General features: G+C 59.1%; 3 protein-coding genes. All 3 read right to left on the reverse strand.

What is annotated here, in order from left to right:
- Positions 1-47 precede the first annotated feature (47 nt).
- The gene (locus ACH4F2_RS35675; RefSeq protein ID WP_351648422.1) at positions 48-416 is read right to left on the reverse strand and encodes a hypothetical protein; all 369 of its coding nucleotides are present in this window, start codon (positions 414-416) and stop codon (positions 48-50) included.
- On the reverse strand, positions 413-1,330 hold the full coding sequence (locus ACH4F2_RS35680) for a ParA family protein (protein WP_083197736.1): 918 nt from the start codon (positions 1,328-1,330) through the stop codon (positions 413-415). Before ACH4F2_RS35680 ends, ACH4F2_RS35675 begins: the two co-directional genes overlap by 4 nt.
- Before the next feature lie 678 nt (positions 1,331-2,008).
- Positions 2,009-2,423 (reverse strand): hypothetical protein (locus ACH4F2_RS35685; protein ID WP_398136777.1); only part of this gene is annotated, 415 nt, incomplete at its 5' end.

A 2,423-nucleotide genomic window follows, 5' to 3' on the forward strand; every position in this document is an offset into this window, starting at 1 on the left:
CTGGAGCCTCGCCGGTTGCATCCGGCGGGGCTCCTTCGTTGTGTAGGTCAGTCGTCTGAGATTGGGCGGCCGCTGGGAAGTGCGCCGGTTTCTGCTTCGTATTGGTTGCCACTGTTGTGCACTGTCTCCCGGCGTTCCGCCTCTGCCGCCAGCGCTTTCTCGACGAATTGCGACCAGGATTTGTCGTCCTCGAGGTGGCTTGTGTTTCGGTAAGCACCTCGGGCGCGACTGAATACCTCTTGGTCGACGTAAACCGTAATACGTTTGGGCTTAGGCTTTTCCACCACTGACGGTGTGGGCTGTGGAAGCGGGGCGACCGGCGCGGGAGTGCGGTTGGATCTCTGCATTCGAGACAGGTCACCAGTCACGTTCCGCGGAGGTAGCGCCGTGAGCTTTCGGTCGGGCCGGTCATTCATACCCGTGCTTCCTCTCTTTCCGCTGTTGCAACGCGGGTGACAACTTCTTGCGCAACTGCAAAGAGGTCGTCTGCAACGGATTTGGACGATTTCGGCGCGAGAGCCTGAGGCTCGGCGTTGCCTTTGATGACGTCGTACCATTTCGGACCGCTTCGGACGACTGCATCGAGTTCGGCTGCGAGCATGCCCCGCTCTCGTGTTGCCTGGGCGGTGGCCTCGGAGTGACGAACGGTGGCCGTGAAAACGACGTCGTCGTTGCCGAACGCCTCTGCAATCGCAGACCTTGCTTGTTTGAGCACGGTTTTCGCTGATGTACCCACGGCTACGAGAACGACGCCCAGTAGATCCAGGTCGGGGTTGATAGCAGCGACGGCGTCGATACGGTGCGCCACGGCTGCCATTCCTTTTCGGCTGGATGCATCGGATTTGACGGGCACGAATGCCCATTTTGCGGCCGCTAACGCTGCTGTCTGCAAGGTTTCGTCGCCGGGCGGGCAGTCGATGAGGACCATGTCGTAGGTGGCCGCCATTGGAGCAAGGACCCTTGCAAGGGCGAGCTTTGCTCCATCTGGATCTTTGGACGCCATAGCGGTTAGAGCGGCTGTCGCTTGTTCGAGGTGCACTCCCCCGGGAAGGACGTCGAGATTTGCACGGACATTTTCGATGGGTTTTGCGTCGCCGCCGAATGCGATTGCGCTGGCAAGCGATCTCCCCTGATCATCACCGGTTTCACTGGTGTACCCGAGGTCTTCGGCAAGGTTTCCCTGAGGGTCGAGGTCGACGAGCAGAACCTTCTGACCAGAGGCTGCCAATTCTCCGCCGACGTTGGCTGTCAGGGTCGTCTTCAAGACGCCGCCCTTGCCGTTGATGACGGCGATCACCCTTTTACGTGTTTCGCGAAAGTCGGTCTGCATTGCTCTCCTTCGACAGCATTGGCGCGTTTGACGGTATTGACAGCATTCCACGCGATAACCAGTAATGCAAGCAATAGCAGTAATGCCAGCATTACTGCTAGCCGTTGGAAATCTCAAATATGGCTGCGGCGGAATGGACCCAATGCCAGTATTGCTGGCATTACTGGCACGTTCGCAAAATGTCACGAAAACCTCACTGACGTGCATGTTGCTAATAGCAGCATTACCAGCATTAGAGCCAGACAGGGTCCTCGTTGCCGGCAAAATCCACCAGGCGAGCCGCCGAAAGCAGGAATACTGGTATCACTGTCATTCCTGCCATTACGGGCCTCGTGGGGCCCAACCCTCACTCAAACACGATTTGCTGCTATTGGCAGTAATGCTGACATTTTGCGCTCGGGGTGGCGCTACTTCCGTTTCGGGCCGCCGTCATCACGCAAAATTGCAGGTTGCGAAGCCGAGCCGTGGCGCCGCACGGTGGGTGCATGTCCCGCTCTACCTTCAAAGTGGATAGGGGAGGGGAAGGCTATTGCGGTTGCTCGCCGGGCTTGGGTCCTCAACTTCGGATCGCGTTTGCCAGTTTTGCATGCGCCACCAGCCAGGCTTTGCGTCCTTCCGCAGAGCCATCTCATTGCTCCGGACGCACGGCGCCAGATGCAAAATGAACAATCATTCGGCTCACGTTTCCTTCGCCCGGAGTCGGATGTTGTTTCGTGCTGGACCGAAGACTGTCACTCCGTGTTCGACCTCGGCCGGCGTCGAGCTTTGGTGAACGAGTGAAACCCGGTCTGTTGCGTGCACTGCGGCTTGGTCGTGGGAGTGCACGGTCGCGTTGTCGTAGGCATAGGTGGCGGTGTCTTCTCCGACGTCGCCGAAGGAGTCGTCGACAAGGTTGCTTGTGGCGCGGTTGGTGGCGCGAACGCGTGTGGTGTCGAATGCGTCGGTATGGGCGTTCCCGTAGGCGAAGAGAGTTGCGTGCCCGAAGATTTGGGATCGTGCGGCGTCGGTGGCCACGATCTGGGCACTGCGCTTCGTTTCGGGCGTCAGGCGGGTGATGATGACCCGTGAGACGCCGACGATGCGGATCGTGATG

The sequence above is a fragment of the Streptomyces sp. NPDC017890 genome, assembly GCF_044328675.1.
Lineage (GTDB): Bacteria > Actinomycetota > Actinomycetes > Streptomycetales > Streptomycetaceae > Streptomyces.